This window comes from Streptomyces sp. NPDC048606 (genome assembly GCF_040650855.1).
Classification (GTDB): domain Bacteria; phylum Actinomycetota; class Actinomycetes; order Streptomycetales; family Streptomycetaceae; genus Streptomyces.
Map to the genome: position 1 here is coordinate 165366 of NZ_JBEZIB010000006.1, position 17438 is coordinate 182803.

13 protein-coding genes, 2 tRNA genes and 1 pseudogene are annotated in these 17438 nt (G+C 73.6%); 10 read left to right on the forward strand and 6 right to left on the reverse strand.

Going from position 1 to position 17438, the window contains the following annotated elements:
* Positions 1–401: 401 nt before the first annotated feature.
* The 4 genes from AB0D01_RS09105 to AB0D01_RS09120 all read left to right on the forward strand — a co-directional run bounded on the left by AB0D01_RS09105 (position 402) and on the right by AB0D01_RS09120 (position 5221).
* Entirely contained in the window at positions 402–1601 is a 1200-nt protein-coding gene (locus AB0D01_RS09105; protein ID WP_363054432.1) for a hypothetical protein, read from the forward strand.
* Positions 1592–3175: a hypothetical protein gene (locus AB0D01_RS09110; protein ID WP_363054433.1), complete on the forward strand. Its 1584-nt coding sequence runs from the start codon at positions 1592–1594 to the stop codon at positions 3173–3175. Before AB0D01_RS09105 ends, AB0D01_RS09110 begins: the two co-directional genes overlap by 10 nt.
* Positions 3172–4551: an AAA domain-containing protein gene (locus AB0D01_RS09115; protein ID WP_363054434.1), complete on the forward strand. Its 1380-nt coding sequence runs from the start codon at positions 3172–3174 to the stop codon at positions 4549–4551. Before AB0D01_RS09110 ends, AB0D01_RS09115 begins: the two co-directional genes overlap by 4 nt.
* A gap of 121 nt (positions 4552–4672) precedes the next feature.
* Entirely contained in the window at positions 4673–5221 is a 549-nt protein-coding gene (locus AB0D01_RS09120) for a DoxX family protein (protein WP_363054435.1), read from the forward strand.
* 101 nt (positions 5222–5322) lie between these two features.
* Here AB0D01_RS09120 and AB0D01_RS09125 read toward each other — a convergent pair whose 3' ends face one another.
* Positions 5323–5811 carry a MarR family transcriptional regulator gene (locus tag AB0D01_RS09125; RefSeq protein WP_363054436.1) on the reverse strand — a complete coding sequence of 163 codons (489 nt, stop codon included), beginning with the start codon at positions 5809–5811 and terminating at the stop codon, positions 5323–5325.
* A 136-nt stretch (positions 5812–5947) separates the two neighbouring features.
* Between AB0D01_RS09125 and AB0D01_RS09130 the strand changes: the two genes are divergently transcribed.
* From AB0D01_RS09130 to AB0D01_RS09145, 4 genes and pseudogenes are all read left to right on the forward strand, one after another.
* Entirely contained in the window at positions 5948–6505 is a 558-nt protein-coding gene (locus tag AB0D01_RS09130; RefSeq protein ID WP_363054437.1) for an NAD(P)H-dependent oxidoreductase, read from the forward strand.
* A gap of 77 nt (positions 6506–6582) precedes the next feature.
* Entirely contained in the window at positions 6583–6930 is a 348-nt protein-coding gene (locus AB0D01_RS09135; protein ID WP_363054438.1) for a hypothetical protein, read from the forward strand.
* Positions 6931–7108: 178 nt separating this feature from the next.
* Positions 7109–7699 (forward strand): annotated as a pseudogene (locus AB0D01_RS09140) (bifunctional DNA primase/polymerase).
* A tRNA-Lys gene (locus AB0D01_RS09145) sits at positions 7690–7763 on the forward strand. The pseudogene AB0D01_RS09140 and the gene AB0D01_RS09145 overlap by 10 nt, the downstream one beginning before the upstream one ends.
* An 86-nt stretch (positions 7764–7849) precedes the next feature.
* On the opposite strand, the gene AB0D01_RS09150 is transcribed toward AB0D01_RS09145, so the two are convergent.
* Positions 7850–9085, reverse strand: a complete 1236-nt coding sequence (locus AB0D01_RS09150; protein ID WP_363054439.1) for a M6 family metalloprotease domain-containing protein — start codon at positions 9083–9085, stop codon at positions 7850–7852.
* A gap of 463 nt (positions 9086–9548) precedes the next feature.
* Between AB0D01_RS09150 and AB0D01_RS09155 the strand changes: the two genes are divergently transcribed.
* Positions 9549–11318 (forward strand): bifunctional diguanylate cyclase/phosphodiesterase, encoded by a 1770-nt coding sequence (locus AB0D01_RS09155; RefSeq protein ID WP_363054440.1) that lies wholly within the window; start codon positions 9549–9551, stop codon positions 11316–11318.
* A gap of 32 nt (positions 11319–11350) precedes the next feature.
* Here the strand turns inward: AB0D01_RS09155 and AB0D01_RS09160 are convergent, their stop codons facing one another.
* Together AB0D01_RS09160 and AB0D01_RS09165 are read right to left on the reverse strand one after the other, a co-directional pair.
* Positions 11351–13045, reverse strand: coding sequence for a glycosyl hydrolase family 18 protein (locus tag AB0D01_RS09160; protein WP_363054441.1), 1695 nt, complete (start codon positions 13043–13045; stop codon positions 11351–11353).
* Positions 13046–13299: 254 nt separating this feature from the next.
* Positions 13300–14436: an LLM class flavin-dependent oxidoreductase gene (locus tag AB0D01_RS09165; protein WP_363054443.1), complete on the reverse strand. Its 1137-nt coding sequence runs from the start codon at positions 14434–14436 to the stop codon at positions 13300–13302.
* Positions 14437–14675: 239 nt separating this feature from the next.
* Between AB0D01_RS09165 and AB0D01_RS09170 the strand changes: the two genes are divergently transcribed.
* Entirely contained in the window at positions 14676–15434 is a 759-nt protein-coding gene (locus AB0D01_RS09170) for an IclR family transcriptional regulator C-terminal domain-containing protein (RefSeq protein ID WP_363054445.1), read from the forward strand.
* Between the two features lie 101 nt (positions 15435–15535).
* Here the strand turns inward: AB0D01_RS09170 and AB0D01_RS09175 are convergent.
* Positions 15536–15609 (reverse strand) — tRNA-Lys (locus AB0D01_RS09175).
* A 65-nt stretch (positions 15610–15674) separates the two neighbouring features.
* Entirely contained in the window at positions 15675–17429 is a 1755-nt protein-coding gene (locus tag AB0D01_RS09180; RefSeq protein WP_363054446.1) for an AMP-binding protein, read from the reverse strand.
* Between the last annotated feature and the right edge of the window lie 9 nt (positions 17430–17438).

Consider the following 17438-nt stretch of genomic DNA (forward strand, 5'->3'; position numbering starts at 1 on the left):
ATCGGCTCGTCAGACCATCATCCACGACGTGGCCGGACACCATCGTCGGACGGACGCCCCGACGAGGCGACGCCCGACGATCCGGCGACCCGCCACCCCGGTGACCCGACAGCCCGGTGGCCTGACCGCCCGACCGCCCGACCACCCGACGAAGATCCACACCGTACGGGGCCCCGGCAGCGGCCCGCTCGACGACGACCGGACCCACCGGCCCCACCGGACCCACCAGGCCCGCCCACCCCACCGGCCCCGCCTGTGCGGGACGGACCGCCCACGCGGGGACGCGAGCGCCCACGACGGGACGGACCCCGACGTGTCCGGACCCGGACCGGCGGGCGAACAGCGCGTGCGTTTCGGCCTTACGACCACGATTGTCAGTGGCGGATGGGACACTTCCGCCCGTGAGCTCCTACCCGACCGGCGGCCCGCCCCACACGACCCTGCGGCAGCGGCTCGCCGACCTGCGCGGCCCCGCCGTTCCGCCCCGTCCCCTCGACGCGCGGGCGCTCGCCGCGCTCGCCGCCAACCCCGGATGCGGCAGACGCGCCCTGCTCGACGGCGCCGGCGTGGACAAGACGGCGCTCGCCACCGCCCTGGGCTCGCCCGCCTCCTTCGGACAGTCCCAGTTCGCCATCGTGCGCGGGAACTCCTTCGAGGCGAAGGTCAAGGCCGACGGCGGGGCCGAACTGCTGCGGCTGGTCCACTCCCGCCTCGACCCGGAAGCCGAACCGCCCGGCGCCGCGGACCGGGTGCCCGACCTCACCGCCGCCGGCCCCGAGGGCCGCGCCGCGCGGACGGCCCTGGCCCTGCGGGAGGCCACCGCCGCCGGCACGTGGACCCTGCTCGACCACCCCATGCTCGCCCTGGAGGTGGCGGGCACCCCCGCCTACCTGGAGCCGGACGCCGTCGTCGTGCACCCCGACGGCCGCTGGACCGTGGTGGAGATCAAGTCGTTCCCGATGATCGACGGCGCCGCCGACGCCGCGAAGGTGGGGGCCGCCGCCCGGCAGGCCGCCGTGTACGCGCTGGCCCTGGAGCGGACCGCCGCGAAGCTGGAGCGGGCGGAGGTCGGCCACCGGGTGCTGCTCGTGTGCCCGAAGGACTTCTCCAACCTGCCCACCGCCGCGCTCGTCGACATCCGCCGGGAACGCGCCGTCACCCTGCGCCAGTTGGAGCGGCTGACCCGGGTCGAGGACCTGGCCGCCGCCCTGCCGGCCGGACTGACCTTCGATCCGGCCCGCCCCGCCGAGGAACTGACCGCGGCCGTCTCCGCCGTCTCCGCCTCCTACGCCCCCGAGTGCCTGGCCGCCTGCGAGCTGGCCTTCCACTGCCGCGAACGGGCCCGCGCCGCCGGGGAGCCGACCGCGCTGGGCCGGTCCGTACGGGGCGAGCTGGGCGGACTGACCACCGTCGAGGCGGCCCTCGCCGCGGCCTGCGGGACCCCGCCCGACGCCCACGACCCCCACTCCCCCGAAGTCCACGACCCCGACGATCCCGCCGCCGAAGCGCTGCGCCGGGCCGCACGGCTGCGCGCCGAGGCCCTGGAGCAGGCCGCCGCGCGGTCCCCGCAGCACGTCCCGGAGCCCCCCGCATGCCCCTGATGAGCACCCTGGCCCGGCTGGAGGCGGTCCGCGCGGGGCGCGCCCGGCCGCTGGCGACCGTCCGCCACCGCCACCTGGGCGAGAACCCGCTGGTCCTCGTGCCCCTGACCACGGCCGGTGAGGCAGGCGCCCCGCTCGGCGTGATGGTGGGCACCGATCCGCACGACCCCGCCGTGCTGGTCGTCCCGCAGCCGCGCGACCGCGACCTGCGCTGGCAGTTCCTGGCCGCCCTGGCGGAGCACGTGATGCCGTACGTCGAGGCGTACGCGGACGTCGTCGAGCCCGCCGAGCGCACCGAGACCGATCCGGAGACCGGCCGGAAGGTCAAGGTCGAGGCCGAACTGTGCGTGGACGCGCCGCAGATCGTCGTGCCGAGCCGCGCGGGCGTGGAGTACGTACGCCTCCTCGGCCGCTCGATGCGCTTCCGGCGGACCGCCGAGGAGGACCCGGAGAACCCCTACCCGGTGCCGACCCGGGTCCCGCTGCTGGGGCGCTGGTTCACGCACCTCGGCGAACGCGCCCGCGTGCCCGGCTCCTCGATGCTGGTGGCCGCGACCGAACTCCTCGGCCGGCACTGGGCCACCGGCCAGAGCAACCTGGAGGACCAGCACCTCGGCGCCCTGCTGGGCTGGATAGCCCCGCCCGAGGGGGTGTCGGGGGCGCGGTGGGCGCTGCGCGCCGAACTGGAGCGGGGTCCGGACGGCCAACTGCTGGTCCCGCCGGCCGGCCCCGCCACCGATCCCGCCTTCGACAACCGGCTGCTGGCCCCGGCCATCGCCCGCTTCGACGCGGCCCGCGCCGCGGCCCAGGGCGGCGCCGAACAGGCGGGCGCCGCGGTCGGGGCCGCCGAGCGGGAGGTCCGGGAGCTGGTCCGGGGCCAGATGGAGAACACCTGGCGGCAGACCTGGGAGGCCGTCGCGCTGCTGCGCGGTCTGCCGGCCGGCGAGCGCACCGAGGAGCGCTGGACCCGCGACCGCTGGTCGTTCACCGGCCACCGCGACCGGGTGCGCGCGGGCGAGCCGCCGCAGCCGCGCCGCGACGACGCGGTGACGGCGGCCCAGAAGCTCTCCACCCGCGAGACCGAACAGGTCCGTCTCGACGCCCAGGAGGCGCTGGACGACCCGTTGGTCATGGCGGGGCGGCGGCTGGCGGGCGAGGCCTTCGCCGGCGAGGTGACGGAGGTGGTCATGGAGTGGACCGAGGGCAAGCGGCCCCGTCCGCGCCCGCTGGTCACGGTGGCCACCGAGGACCGGCCGCAGCTCGCGGAGGGCGGTGGCGGGAAGGTCTACCGCTCGCTGGACGGCCGGCAGCAGGCGTTCGCGTTCGTGGGCGTCGAGGAGGACGGACGGCTGGTGCTGCGCGTCCTCGACAAGATGGGCGCGGGCCGCGAGCCCGTGCCGGGTTCGGTCCCGGAGAAGGGCGACCGGGTGTGCTGGACCCTGTTCGAGCACGACGCGCGGGGCGGCCCGAAGCTGCCCGACCCGGAGAACACCCCCTGGACGCACGGCGGCCCGCCCGGGCTGCCGGGCTCGGCCGCGCTGCCCGATTCCGTCACCGACGAGGACCTCCTGTGACCGTCTCCGTCCGGGCCCTGGGCCCCGGTTCCGATCCCGCCCCCGACGCCGGCTTCGACCCGGGCGCGGCCGCCGCCCGGGCGACCGCCGCCATCCTGCGCGACACCCTGCACGGCACCGAGCGGGGTGTGGTCGTGGACTCCCCGCCCGGGGCCGGGAAGTCCACGCTGGTGGTGCGCGCGGCCCGGGAGCTGGCCGCCGCCGGGCGCCGGCTGATGGTGGTCGCGCAGACGAACGCCCAGGTCGACGACCTGGTGCTGCGGCTCGCCGACAAGGATCCGGAGCTGAAGGTCGGACGGCTGCACAGCAGTGACGGCGAGGCCTACGATCCGGCGCTGCGGGAGTTGCCCTCGGTGACGCTGTCCGCGAAGCCCGCGGACCTGGCGGAGCTGCCGATCACCATCTCCACCGCCGCGAAGTGGGCCTACGTCAAGGACGTCGAGCCCTGGGAGCACGCGATCGTCGACGAGGCGTACCAGATGCGCTCCGACGCGCTGTTGGCGGTGGCCGGGCTGTTCGACCGGGCGCTGTTCGTGGGCGATCCGGGGCAGTTGGACCCCTTCAGCGTGGTCGGCGCGGAGCAGTGGGCGGGGCTGTCCTACGACCCTTCGGCGTCGGCGGTGTCCACCCTGCTGGCGCACAACCCGCAGCTGCCGCAGCACCGGCTGCCGGTGTCGTGGCGGCTCCCGGCCAGCGCGGCGCCGCTGGTGTCGCGGGCGTTCTACCCGTACAGCCGTTTCCGCAGCGGTACGGGCCCGGGCGAGCGACGGCTCTCGTACGGGGTCGCGGGGGACGGCTCGGGCCCGGACCGGGTGCTGGACGAGGCCGCCGAGTCGGGTTGGGGCCTGCTGGAGCTGCCGGCCCGGCACACCCCGCGCACGGATCCGGAGGCGGTGCGGGCGGTGGCGCTGGTCGTGCGGCGGGCGCTGGACCGGGGCGCGGTGACCTCCGACGAGCAGGCTCCGGGTCCGGTCCCGCTGACGGCGGACCGGATCGCGGTCGGCACGGCCCACCGCGACCAGGCCGCCGCCGTCCGGGCCGCGTTGGCGGCGCTGGGCGTGGCGGGGGTGACCGTGGACACCGCGAACCGCCTCCAGGGCCGCGAGTACGACCTCACGGTGGTGCTGCACCCCCTGTCCGGGCGACCGGACGCGACGGCGTTCCACCTGGAGACGGGCCGGTTGTGCGTCCTGGCCTCGCGGCACCGCCACGCCTGCGTGGTGGTGGCCCGGGCGGGCATAGCGGAGCTCCTGGACGACCACCCCTCGACGGACCCGGTGCAGCTGGGGGTGACGGTCAAGTTCCCGGACGGCTGGGAGGCGAACCATTCCGTGCTGGCACACCTGTCCGAGCACCGTGTGGCGTGGCGGCCCTGAGGGGTGGTGCCGCTGCGGCCGAACGGGTCGACGGCACGGTCCCGCGATGTCGCGAGACGGACATTCCGGGCGGGCGTCATAGGGTGGCCGTCGCTCACCGGTGACGGAAGGACGGACGTCCATGGCGTACGAACGGCAAGGCCGCGTGGGGTACGGGTATCCCGCCGGAGCGGTCCCCACCGGCACCGTCACGCACGACGTCGGACTGCTGCTGCTGCGGATCGTCATCGGCCTCACGATGGCCGGCCACGGGTCGATGAAGCTCTTCGGCTGGTTCGGCGGTCCGGGTCTGAGCGCGACCGGCAAGGGCTTCTCGATGGCCGGGTACCCCGCCGGGGACGCCATGGCCGTCATCGCCGGGCTCTCCGAGACCCTGGGCGGTCTGGCCCTGGCGCTCGGGCTGTTCACGCCGCTCGCCGGCGCGGCGCTGATCGGCGTCTTCGTCAACATCCTCGACGTGCGCGGGCTGAGCCACTACTTCCCGCCCAAGGGCGTGGAACTCGAAGTGGTGCTGTTCGCGGGGATCGTCGCCCTCACCCTCACCGGGCCGGGCCGGTTCGCGGTCGACCGCCTGCTGCCCGTGCTGCGCGAGTCGCGCCCCCGACTGTCCCTGCTCGGGGTGCTGGCGGGCCTGGTGGCGGGGTTCGTCGTCATGCTGATCCGCGACTGAGCCGTCGGGACGACCCGGACCCGCGACCCACGACCCACGCCCCGCCCCGCCCCGCGACCGACGGACGGCGCGCACAGACCCGGTGGAGGAACGCCGGAGGGTCAGTCGACTTCCTTGCGGGCGACGCCGAGCCGGGCCCGGAGGGTCTCGCCCACCTCCGCGAGGGTGGCGAGCTGCTCGGGGGTGAGGACGTCGATGAGGTGGCGGCGTACGGATTCCACGTGCAGCGGCGCCGCCTCGGTGATGGCCCCCACGCCGGCGGGGGTGAGCACCACCTGCGCGCCGCGTCCGTCCGAGGCCACCTCCTCGCGGCGGACCAGGCCGCGCTGTTCCATCCGGGTGAGCTGGTGGGAGAGCCGGCTGCGCGACCACTGCATGAGAAGGGCGAGCGCGCTGATCCTGGTGCGGTGGCCCTCGGTGGAGCCGAGCACGGACAGGACGTCGTAGTCCGCCTCGGAGAGCCCGCTGTCCTGCCCGAGATCTCGCGCGATCCCGGCGTTGACCAGGGGGAACATCCGCCGCCAGGCGTACCAGGCGCGCTGCTCGGATTCGGTGAGCCAACGCGGCGCGGGATCGGGGTCTCGGGTCATGGATCCACTCCAACCAGGTCGGTGATGTGTCAACAAGGTAGTTGACACATCATGCGGGTGTGGCTTTGCTGGGTGACACGTCAACCACCATCATGCGTCCGGCACACCACACCGGACCCTCAAGGGAGTTCACCCCATGACCCGCCTGCACGTCGTCTCCGCCGCCACCCGCCCGACCTCCTCCGGCCGCCCGCTCGCCCGCTGGGTCACCGAGCAGGCCCGCGCCCACGGCGCCTTCGAGGTCACCCCCGTGGACCTCGCCGACATCGCCCTGCCGCTCCTCGACGAGCCCGAGTACGCCTCCAGCGGCATCTACACCCACCAGCACACCCGCGACTGGAGCGCGGTCGTCGAGGCCGCCGACGCCTTCGTCTTCGTGATGCCGATGTACAACGGCGGCTTCAGCGCCGCGTTCAAGAACGCCATCGACTTCCTCTACCGCGAGTGGGACGGCAAGCCGGTCGGCCTCGTCAGCTACAGCGCGGGCCCCACGGGCGGCGCCCCGGCCGCCGAGATGCTGCTCCCGGTGCTCACCCGCGTCGGCATGCTGCCCGCCGCGCGCTCCCTGGCCGTCCCCGGCGTCAACGCCCTCATCGGACCCGAGGGCTTCGAGGCCCCGGAGGACTTCGCCGACCGCCTGACCGGCGTGCTGGACGACGTCGCGGCGCTGGCCAAGGAGCCCGTCACGCTGTGACCCGCCGCACTCTTGCGCGGCGTTGGACAATGGTGGGTGGCCCGGAAGCTTTTCGCACGCCCAGCAGGAGGACACGCATGGCAGATCCCGAGCGGACCGAGCGGAGGCTGCGGCCCGCGCCGCTGCTCTTCGAGCCCTCGGAGGCCGCCACGGACCCCGAGCACTTCTTCGACCTGGAGTCGATCGAGGACCCGCGCGAGCTGCTCGCCCGGGCCACCGAGCTGGCGCTCGCCTTCCGGGCCGCGCAGGACAGAGCGGTGGAGTTCCAGGCCCTGGCCGCCGCCCAGCTCGCGGACCCCCGACGGTTCGACCGGCTTGCGCCCGACGCCATCGCCGCGGCGGCCGACTGGACCGAGGACTACGCGCGCAGGATGATCGAGTTCGGCGAGGACCTCCAGCGGGGCACCGCCCCCGACCTCGACTGACGCCCCCGACCCGCCGACCCCCTCGCCCCGCCCGCACGCGGGGCACCGGGGGGGCCGGGCGCCCCGACCATCGGCCCGCGGCATATGCGCGGCGCAACATACACCGCCGGCCGCACCCCTGTCCCGGTTTTCGGTAACCCCGAGGAACCGGGTCGCTACGCCGGGTAGACCATGGCATATGACGACGCTGACGGCTGCCACCTGTCCCGCCCTCGAAGGCCTCGACGCGCACGCCGCGCCCGTCGGCCAGGTGACCCCGCAGGGCGCCGCCTGGCTGGCCTCCGCGTCCGCGCACCCGCGCGCCACCCTCGCCGCCTGGCAGAACCGGCCGGCCTCCCCCGCGGTGCTGCCCTGCGGGACCGCCTTCGACGTCGTCAACGTCCCGTTGGTCCTCGGCCGCCGGATGCTGGACCTGCTCTGGGAGCGGGGCCCCGGCTCCGGCCCGGCCGCCGTGCACCGGGGGCGGATGCTGCTGTTCGCGACCCCGGGCACCGCCCAGCGACTGCCGGCCCTGCTGGCCTGGGAGGAGTGGGGGCCGGGCGCCCCGACGCCGCTGTGCCACGGCCACGGGGACGCGGTGACGGTGCCGGCCCTGACGCCGCCCCCCGGTCCGTCCCGTTGGCTGGTGGCCCCGGACACCCGTCTTCCCTGGCTGCCGGGCCCGGACTCGCTGCTCTGGGCGTTCCTGCACGCGGCCCGCTGACCGGCATCGATTTTTCCTCTCGGCGGCCGGGGTGCTAATGTCTACCTCGTCAGCAAGCGCCGCTAGCTCAGTTGGTTAGAGCAGCTGACTCTTAATCAGCGGGTCCGGGGTTCGAGTCCCTGGCGGCGCACAGACGGGAGAAGGCCCCCACTCTTCGGAGTGGGGGCCTTCTTCGTGTCCGGCGGGACCGCGGTTCCACCATCCCGCCGGAAGCGTCTACGTGGTGATCTTCACGGTGTACGCCCCGGACTGGGTCCGGTCCGCGACCTCGATGGTGATCCGCTCCCCCGGCACCGTGAAGGTCTCCCCGACCTCCAGCGGCGCGTCCGCGAGCGGCGGGTACACCGAGCGGTCCCAGCAGGCCTCCGTGCCCGGATGCGCGTCCAGCACCTCGATCGGGCCGCCGCCCGAGGAGGCCTCGTTGCGGACCCGGTAGACGAGCACCCCCTCGGTGCAGGTGTCGCCGTCGTTGCCGGCGGAGCCCCGCGCCTCGACGGCGATGGCGCTGCCCGGACCGGTGCGGATGACCGCGAGACGGGTCCCGCCCGTACCGCCGGTGGGCGGGGCCTGGCCGAGGGGCTGGAGGGTGTGCAGGGAGGTGCCGGACCGTACGCAGTCGACCTGCGAGGAGTCCAGCCAGCCCAGCTTCCACTTGTGCCAGGCGAACAGGTCGGGGGCCATGCCGAACTGGCTCCCCATGACGTCCCAGTCGCCCACGTAGGTGTCCCAGTCGCCCTTGCCGTCGCTCGGACGGTGGTAGAGGTCGGGCAGGTCGAAGACGTGCCCCGTCTCGTGCGCGAGCACGTTGCGGTCGGGCGGGTGGCGCTCGAAGACGGTGACGATCCGGCGCAGGTCGGTGCCGTCGGCCCGCAGGGGGCGGTCGAAGTTGACGACCTTCGTCGCGTCGGAGTCCACCCCGGGCGCGTTCGGGTCGGCGACGAAGTAGACGACGTCGTACGCGCTGAAGTCGACCTCCGCGTCGGCGGCGGCGACCGCGTCCCGCAGGTAGGCGGCCCGACCCTCGGGGGCCCAGTCGCGCTGTATCCCGTAGGCCGTCGACGGCTGGGGCATCGGGACCCACCGCTTCATCGGGTGCGAGGCGAGGCGGAAGCGGCCGTAGGAGGCCCGCGCGAAGAACTCGCTGGTGGCGGGGAAGTAGTCGGAGGTCAGTTCCTCCGTGCCGACGGTGGGGCGGTGGTCGGGGAAGGAGAGGAAGACCATGACCGCGTCGAGGGTGCGCTCGGGCTTGGGGTAGGCGCCGTTCCAGGTGTCCACCCCGAGGGAGTGGTGCGCGGCCGTGCGGGTCAGCGCGCAGGGGGCGGCCCCGGTGTCGGCCACCGCCGGGCCGGCGACGAGCGACATGGCGGCGAGCGCGGTCATCGAGGTGAGGACGGCCGCCGCACTTCGGACGCGGGAACGGTCCACTCCCCCGGGTGTCTGCTGTCGCGGCACATCGACCTCCGGTGGTGGATTCGTACCATCTCGTCCACCTTGAGGCGATTGTCTTATTAATGTCCTGTTCCGCTGCCCCACACGAGTGAGCGATGCGGCAAGCCGGTGACCTGGCCCATACGCAGGTTTGCCTACGGGCCGTCACTATCGGTCAGCCGGGATCAGGCATCGCCGCCATGCGCTCACAGCCGCACAGAAACGATCACACTCCCCCGACCCGACACCCCGTCAGCAGTCCCCCGACGGAGCCCCCGTGGGGCGTCAGCACGGCGACGGACCTTGTTCCACACGGCGACGTGGCTGGATAGCGCCTCCCGCCGGCCTCTATGATCGGCACACTTTCCTGCACGGACACTCACGAGCACTGCGGGAGCCAACGGTGAGCGGAACCTCAGAGGGGACCGGTTCGGCGGCCGGCAGCATCCGATCGGCCCTTACGGAGCGTCACCAGGCGGTGCCGGCCGTGCCGGACGCCGCACACGACTACCGGGCCGCCTTCGACGCGGCCCACCTGGCGATGGCCGTCGTCGGTCGCGACGGCGAGGTCATCACCGCCAACCAGGCACTCGCCGCGCTGCTGGGCACCGGGGCGGACGAACTCGCCGGACGGAGCGCCGCCGACCTGGTGGACCTGGCGGCGGAGGCCCGCACCTGGCAGGCGTACCAGGAGGTGCTGCGCGGACGGCAGGCCCGACTGCGCTGCACGCGCCGCCTCAAGCACCCCGACGGGCACTCCCTGTGGACCGAGGTCACCCTCGGCCCGGTCCCCGGCACCGGGGACGTCCTGCTGTCGGTCGCCGACATCAGCGACCGGCGCGACCTCCAGGCCCGCCTGCGCCACCTCCAGATGCACGACCCGGTGACCCGGCTGCCCAACCGGGCCCTGTTCTTCGAGCGGCTCCAGGCGGCGCTGGAGGCCCCCTCGTACGGCCCCGGCGGCGGCACCGGCCGGATCGGCCTGTGCTACCTGGACCTGGACGGCTTCAAGGCCGTCAACGACACCCTGGGCCACCGCGTCGGCGACCGGCTGCTGACCGCCGTGGCGGCCCGGCTGACCCAGTGCGCCGACCGGTCCGGGTACGGGCGTACGGGCGGCCACCTGGTGGCCCGGCTCGGCGGCGACGAGTTCGCCCTCCTCGTGGAGGAGTCCACCGGGACCGAGCAGCTCACGGACCTGGCGCGCGGCGTGCTGGCCGCCGTGCAGGAGCCCTTCGACCTGGCCGGGCAGCGCCTGTCGGTGTCCGCGTCGATCGGAGTGGTGGAGCGGGACGCGGCCGGCACCTCGGCGACGGGGCTGATGCAGGCGGCCGACACGACCCTGTACTGGGCCAAGGCCGACGGCAAGGCCCGCTGGACGCTCTTCGACCCCGAGCGCAACGCGCACCGCATGACACGCCAGGCCCTGTCGAGCACGCTGCGCCCGGCCGTGGAGCGCGGTGAGTTCGAGCTGGAGTACCAGCCGCTGGTGGACCTGGAGAGCGGCACCGTGCGCGGGGTCGAGGCCCTGGTGCGCTGGCGGCACCCGCAGTTCGGCGTCCTGACGCCGAATCGGTTCATCGGCATCGCCGAAGAGGACGGCTCCATCGTGCAGTTGGGGCAGTGGGTGCTGCGCACCGCCTGCCGGCAGGCGCGCCGCTGGCAGATCGAACAGCCCAGCGACTGCCCCGTCTTCGTCTCCGTGAACGTGGCCGTGCGCCAGGTGTGGGACTCCGACCTGGTGGGCGACGTCGCGGAGATCCTCGCCGAGACCGGGCTGGCCCCGCAGCTGCTCCAGCTGGAGCTGACCGAGTCCGCGGTGATGGGCTCGGCCGGGCGGCCCCTCCAGGCGCTCCAGGCCCTGAGCGACATGGGCGTGCGGATCGCCATCGACGACTTCGGCACCGGCTACTCGAACCTGGCCTACCTGAGCCGGCTGCCCGTGTCCGTGCTGAAGCTCGACGGGTCCTTCGTGCGCGGCTTCCGCTACGAGGAGGGCGCCCACCCGAACCCGGCCGACGAGACCATCGTCGAGGCCCTGGTGCAGCTCGCGCACCGGCTCGGGCTGACCGTCACCGCCGAGTGCGTGGAGACGGCCGGCCAGGCGGCCCGGCTGCGCCGCGTCGGCTGCGACACCGGGCAGGGCTGGCTGTACTCCCGCGCCGTGGCCCCGGAGCGGATCGCCGAGATGATCGCCCCGACCGGCCGCGCGCGCTTCGCGGAAACCGGAACCGCCCCACCCCCTCGGGAGGGGTAGGGCGGCTCGGCGCTCGGCGCGGGGTGGGGGGATCAGCAGGCGCCGAGGTCCTTCCAGACACCCCATTCACCGGTGGTGCCGGGCACCTCGTTCTGGGTCCACCACTGGGCCTTGTACTTGCGGCCGTTGTGGGAGACCTCGGTGCCGCCCGTGTAGACCTGGCCGGCGACGTACGCGGCGGCGGTGCAGCCCGTGGTGGGCGGCGTCGTCGGAGGCGTGGTCGGGGGCGTGGTCGGCGGGGTGGTGGGAGGCGTGGTCGGAGGCGTGGTCGGGGGCTGCGTGCCGCCGCCCATCGCGTCCGAGATCTGGTTCAGCAGGGTGGTGTTGGCGTCCAGGCCGAGCAGGGAGTACATCATCGAGCCGGCCAGGCCGCGCTGCTTGCCGTAGTCGACGCGGGCCTGGATGGACTTCTGGTTCAGGCCGGTGAAGAACTCGCCGTCCTTGTAGAAGTAGGAGGCCTTGGCCTGGTCGTCCCAGTAGGTGGTCGCCGCGTTGTCGACGATGCCGCCGAGCTCCTTGTAGTTGGCGATGCCGGCCTGCTGGCTGGTGGGACGGGCGCCGGAGGCGCCGGTCGCGCTCTGCGCGAGGCCGTTGTTCGCCCCGGCGGGGACGCCCTTCCAGCCGCGGTAGTAGAACTCGTAGCCCAGGGTCAGCTTGTTGGCGGGGAAGCCGCCCGCGATCCCGTAGGCCGGGTTGCCGTCGATCCAGGAGTCGATGGCGTTGTCGATGCTGTACTTCTGGGTGCCCGGGGCGATCGGGTCGGTCGGGTCGCCGGCCGGCGAGTACAGCGGGGACTGGTGGTACGTCGGCCCGTCGCCGTCCCAGGCGCCGTGCATGTCGTACGTCATGATGTTCGCGTAGTCGAGGTACGCGCCGATCTTGTCCGTCTCGATGTACTTGATCTTGTCCTGGCCGGCCGGGAGGGCCGCGGTCAGCATGAGCTTCTTGCCGCCGTTGGCCTGGCCGTAGGCGTCGAGCTGCTCGCGGAACTCCTTGAGCAGGAGGGTGAAGTTCTGCTTGTCCTCGGGGGCGTAGTGGTTGCCGAGGTGGCCGCCGGACGAGCCCGGGTACTCCCAGTCGATGTCGATGCCGTCGAAGATCCCGGCCGCCGTGCCCGGACCGCCGAAGCCGCCCTCGACGGGCAGGTTGCCCTTGATGTACTGGTCGATGCAGGAGGAGACCAGCTTCTTGCGGGAGGCGTCGGTCTTGGCCGCGTCGCTGAAGTACTTCGAGTACGTCCAGCCGCCCAGCGAGATGTTGATCTTCAGGTGCGGGTACTTGGCCTTCAACTGCTTGAACTGGTTGAAGACGCCGACGATCGGCTGGTCCCACTTGTCGGCGACCCCGCTGACGCTGTCGGCCGCGCTGAAGGACTTCTGGTAGTCGGCGTACGAGTCGCCCGCGCCGTCACCGGCGTTGGGGTTGTTGTCGTCGCCCGCCGCCTTGTTCGCCTCGAAACAGGTGAGGTTGGTCGGGTGGATGTTGCCGAACGAGTAGTTGATCACGTCCAGCTTGCCCGCTATGCCCCGCGTGTCGAGGTGCTTGGGGTAGAAGGCGTTGCCGTAGACGCTCCACTGGTCGTAATAGGCGATCTTCACGCCGCCGCTGCTGACCGTCGGGGAGACGGGCGCGGCCTGTGCGGTGCCGAGCCCCGCGAAGGTGGCCAGCGCTCCGGCGGCCAGCGCGGCCGTGGCGGCGGCCGCGATGAGGGGTTTACGGATGTGCATGAACTGCCTCCGGGGGGTGGGAGGTAAGGGCATCAGCTTCAGGTGAGAGAAGTGATAGCGATCACCGCGGGCCCCAGTCAATGGTTTGGACCAAAGAAGGACTAGACCACTCGACGCGCAAATTGGCTCGTCAGACGGCTGGAGGCAATACGAAAACCGCCCGCCACCCCGGGTGACGAGCGGTTTAAGGTTGCCTTAGGTCATCCCTCGGCAAGGTTTCGGCAACAAACCAGCCAAACCCCGTTGGTCTTCGCTCAAGCCGGAGTCGATCCCTCCGTCGGGAACCCGTACGCATCTGCGACGAGCCCGTACGAGCGCAACCGGGCCTCCCCGCTGTGGGCGTTGGCGGTCAGCATCAGCTCGTCGGCGCCCGTCCGCTTCACCAGGGCGTCGAGTCCCGAGCGCACCTCGTCGGGGGTGCCGTGCACGATGTTGGCGATCCAGCCGTCGACGAACTCCCGCTCCAGCGGCGAGAAGGGGTACGCGGCCGCCTCCTGCGGCGTCGGCACCAGTCCGGGCCGGCCGCTGCGCAGCCGCAGCATCGACAGCGCGCCGGTGAGCACCTGGGCGCGGGCCTCCTCCTCGGTGTCGGCGGCCAGCGCCGCGACCCCGATGAGGGCGTACGGGGCGTCCAGCACGGCCGAGGGCCGGAAGCTCTGCCGGTAGAGGTCGAGGGCCGGCAGGGTCCCGGCCGCGGAGAAGTGGTGGGCGTACGCGAACGGCAGCCCCAGCTCCCCCGCGAGGCGGGCGCTGAACCCGGAGGAGCCCAGCAGCCAGATCGGCGGCCGCCCGACGGAGCCCTGCACCGGCCCGGGGACCGCGTGCACGCGGGAGTACGGGTGCCCGTCGGGGAAGTCGTCGTCGAGGAAGCGGGTCAGCTCCGCAAGCTGCCGGGGGAAGTCGTCCGCCGCCTCGTCGAGCCGTCCGGGCCCGCGCAGCGCGGCGGCCGTCCGCGGATCGGTGCCGGGGGCGCGGCCGAGGCCGAGGTCGACGCGGCCCGGGGCGAACGCCTCCAGGGTGCCGAACTGCTCGGCCACGGCCAGCGGGGCGTGGTTGGGCAGCATGACCCCGCCCGAGCCGAGCCGGATCCGGGTGGTGTGGGCGGCGAGGTGGGACAGGATCACGGCCGGGGAGGAGCTGGCGACCCCGGGCATGGAGTGGTGCTCGGCCACCCAGTGGCGGTGGTAGCCGCGGGATTCGGCGAGCCGGGATATCGCCACGCTGGTGCGCAGCGAGGCGGCCGCGGTGCTGCCGCTGCCGACCGTGACGAGGTCGAGCACCGACAGCGGCACCGGCGCCTCGCCCCGCACCACGCCCCGGATCGCCTCCGCGGCGCCGCCGTCCGTGCCGTTCCCGTCCGCGCGTCGGCCCGCGTCCTCGGTGTCGCTCATCGTCGCTCCCGTCCCGTTCGGCTCGTGCGCTCCTTGCGCGTCGAATGGGTGGAACCGTGCGGTTCCGTCGGGCATTCCCGACGCGGCCGCGTGTGGGCGTGCCGCTGGCATATGCCAGAAGGGTAGATCCAGGCAGAGGGACTTGATTAAGCCATCAATCTCTTCAACAGACGCTCCACGTGCGCCTCTTGGTGGCTATCGTGGTACGGCAGGCGGTAACAACCTGGTAGGGGGAAACCGTGGCGCTGAAGCCCGAGCCGACCGCGCCGTTCCACTCGGTGCAGTACGCCCTGCGCGTACTCGAAACGATCTCGCGGCACACCGGTGGTGTGACCGACGTGCAGATCGCGCGTGAGACCGGTCTGCCGGCGGTCCATCTCGCCCCGATGCTGCTCATGCTGCGTCGGGAGGGCTACGTCCTCCAGGTGTCCGACGGCGCCTATGCCATAGGGGACTCCCTCGTCCTGCTCGGTTCCGGCGTCGACCGGCAGCAGGCCCTCCAGGAGAAGCTCCAGGACACCCTGGACCGGCTGCGCGACTCCGTCGGCGCGGCCGTCTACATCAGCCGCTACGTGGACGGCGAGGTCCGCATCACCCAGTTCGCCGACAGCCCGCGCACCCCGAAGGTCCACGAGTGGGTGGACTTCCGCTCGGCGGCCCACGCGAGCGCCGTCGGCAAGTGCCTGCTGACGCAGCTCGACCAGAACGCGCGGCGCGACCACCTGTCCCGCCACAAGATCGCCCGCCTGACCTCGAAGACGATCGTGAACGAGCGCATCCTCTTCTCGAAGCTGGACAGCCAGCCGGCGACGGTCCCGATGCTGGACCTCCAGGAGTACGCGGTGGGCACCGTCTGCGCCGCCGTACCGATCACGGCCGGTGCGGCCGTGGGCTGCCTGGCCCTGTCGATGCCCGTCGAGCACGCCCACCGCCTGCGCGCCGCGGCCGACACCCTCAACCGCAAGGCCGCCCCGCTGCTGCTGTCGCTCACGCTCTGAGACCGGGAAGCCGGGGCGGAGCCGAAGGGCCGAAGGGCCGGACAGGGCCGGGAAACACTTCGGGCGGTTCCCGGTGAACCGGAAACCGCCCGAAGTACAGGTGCGCCGCCAGGGACTCGAACCCCGGACCCGCTGATTAAGAGTCAGCTGCTCTAACCAACTGAGCTAGCGGCGCCTGACAGAGAAAATACTACCTGGTCCCCGGGGGTGCTCCAAACCATTACCGCCGGGCGCCCGTGATCAGCGTTCCAGCAGGTGGCGGCGGCCCCGGTCCTCGTACCGGGCGAGCAGTCCGGCCAGCGCGGGCGGGTCGAGGGGGCGGTATCCGTCGGCGGCGCGCCGCCAGAGCGGGTCGGGGCACAGGAAGCCGGCGCGGCGCAGGGCGACCCGGTGGACCTTGTTGGTGGCGGTGACGGGCATCGCGTCGAGGATCCGGACGTAGCGCGGGGCCATCTTGGTGCCGAGGTCGGGCTGGGCGGCGAGGAAGGCGGCGAAGGCCCCGGGGTCGAAGCGGGCTCCCCCGCGCAGCACCAGGGCGGCCATGACCTGGTCGCCGGCGGCCTCGTCGGGGACGGCGTAGACGGCGACGGCCACGGCCTCCTCCCAGCGGGCGAGGATGTTCTCGATCACGGCGGCGGCCAGGTTCTCGCTGTCGACGCGCAGCCGGTCGTCGGTGCGACCGGCGAAGTAGAGGAAGCCCTCGGGGTCGCGGAAGAAGAGGTCGCCGGTCCAGTACCAGCCGTCGCGGGTGCGGTCGGCCTGGGCCTCGGGGTTGCGCCAGTAGCCCTCGAAGAGGCTGCGGCCCCGGTTGACCAGCTCCCCTATGGCCTCGTCGCCGTTGCGCAGGCGGCCCTCGGCGTCGAGGAGGGCGGCGGGGCATTCGCGGCCGGTCTCCGGGTCGACGACGGCCAGGTCGTCCCCGTCGCCGGCCCGGCCGAGGGCGCCGGGCGGGGTGTCGGGGGTGAGCTGGACGGACGCGCCGCCCTCGGTGGCCCCGTACCCCTCGACGAGACGGACGCCGAACCGCCGCTCGAAGCGGGCGGCGTCCACGGCGCCGGCCTCGGTGCCGAAGCCCAGGCGCAGGGGGTGCGCGCGGTCGTCGGCGCGGGGCTCGGTGGCCAGGAGGTACTGCACGGCGCGGCCGACGTAGGTGAAGTAGGTGGCCCCGTAGGCGCGTACGTCGTCCAGGAACGCGGAGGCGGAGAAGCGCGGGCGCAGCGCGACCGGGGCGCCCGCGGCGAGGGCGGGCAGCCAGTCGGCGATGACGGCGTTGCCGTGGAAGAGCGGCATGCAGACGTAGTGGACGTCGTCCGGGGTGGTGCCGAAGCGGCGGGCCAGGGCGTGGCCGGCCGCGGCGACGCGGCCCTGGCCGCAGATGGCGGCCTTGGGGGCGCCGGTGGAGCCGGAGGTGAAGTAGAGGAGGAAGCGGGTGCCGGGCGCGGGCGGGGCGAAGCGGGCCTCGCCCGGCTTGGCGGCGGCGTAGGGGGCGAGGAGGGCGGCGTACTCCTCGGTGCCGGTCACGAGGATCCGTACGCCGGGCAGGTCCAGGCCGCGCAGCAGCCGCAGGTGCTCCGGCGCGGTGATCAGGACGCGGCAGTCGGTGTGCAGGATGTCGCGGGCCAGCTCGGGGCCGCGCCGGGTGGGGTTGATCCCGGCGACGGCGGCCCCGGCCAGGGCCGCCGCGCCGAGCCAGAGGGGGAACTCGGGGGTGTTGTCGAGCAGCACCCCCACGTGCGGCTCCGCGCCCCTCGGCAGGAGGTCGACGAGGAGCGCGGCGCGGGCGGCGGCCCCGCACGCGTAGTGGTGGCGGTCGAGGACGGTGACCGCACCCGGCGGCGCGCCCGTGACCGCGCCGGTGTCGGCCCCGGCGGCGGGCACGGCGGCGGCCCCGGGGGTGCGCACGGTGTCGGCCCCGTGCAGCAGTCCGGGCCGCGGGTCTCCCCATTGGCACGCGATGAGTTCAGCGACGGTCTCGGGCGCAGTCGTCCTCCGCATGCCGCCGGA